This is a genomic window from Streptomyces sp. SAS_281 (assembly GCF_052542855.1).
Map to the genome: position 1 here is coordinate 1 of NZ_JBMNDO010000258.1, position 1183 is coordinate 1183.

General features: G+C 70.5%; 1 protein-coding gene. It reads left to right on the forward strand.

The window, feature by feature from the left end:
- The coding region (locus tag ACN6LM_RS38020; RefSeq protein ID WP_445069985.1) for an AMP-binding protein at positions 1 to 1183 on the forward strand (1183 nt) is incomplete at both ends.

Consider the following 1183-nt stretch of genomic DNA (forward strand, 5'->3'; position numbering starts at 1 on the left):
CGCCTTCGCACACCAGGACGCCCCCTTCGACCTCGTCCTCGACGCCCTCAACCCCACCCGCACACTCGCCCGCCACCCCCTCTTCCAAATCTGCCTCACGCTGGAATCCGGAGGCGTTCCGGAGCTCCGGCTCGGGGACACGACGGTCACGGCGATGCCGGATGTCACGGCCGATGCGGCCAAGTTCGACGTGGAGTTCCTGCTCCGCACGGACGACGGCCAGGGGCTCCGCGGCACGGTGCTCTACGCGGAGGACCTGTTCGACCGGTCGACCGTCGAGCGCATGGTGACGGTGCTCGGCGAGGTGCTGCGCCAGGCGCTGGCCGATCCCGAGCGGCGCCTCGGTGAGCTGGACGTGGTGTCGGACGCCGAACGGCGACTGATCCTCGGGCCGTGGGCCGGGACCGCGGTGGACATCGAGGACGCGTCGCTGGTGGCGAGGTTCGAGGAGCAGGCCGCCCGCACCCCGGAGGCCGTCGCGCTCATCGACGGCGACCAGCGGATCACGTACGCGGAGCTGAACGCCACCGCCAACCGCTGGGCCCGCGAGCTGCATGAGCGCGGTCTCGGCCGGGGCGACCTCGCCGGCATCCTTCTGGAACGCGACGCCACCTTCGCCACCGCCCTCATCGCCGTACTCAAGACCGGCGCCGGACACGTACTGCTCGACCCCGACTTCCCCGACAAGCGGCTGCGCTCCGCCGCCACCGAGGCCGCCATCAGCCACCTGGTCACGAACGCCGAACTCGCCGGCCGCCTCGAAGGCGAGTGGGCCACGTGCACCCAGCGCCCGGACGACCTGACCCACCACGACGCGAGCAACCTCGGCCTACCGGTCCGGAGCCAGGACGTGGCGTGCGTGATGTTCACGTCGGGGTCGACCGGGCGGCCCAAGGGCATCCTGTCCTCGCACCGCAACCTCGTCTCCACCGTCACCGCCCAGACCTACGGCCACTTCGGACCCGACGAGGTGTTCCTCCAGTGCTCACCGGTCTCCTGGGACGCCTTCAGCCTCGAATTCTGGGGCGCCCTCCTCCACGGCGGCACCACCGTCCTGCAACCCGGCCAAAAGCCCGAACCTGTGCTCATCGCCGAACTGTCCCGCCGCCACGGCGTCACCATGCTCCAACTCTCCGCCAGCCTCTTCAACTACCTCACCGACGAACACCCCGACGCCTTCACC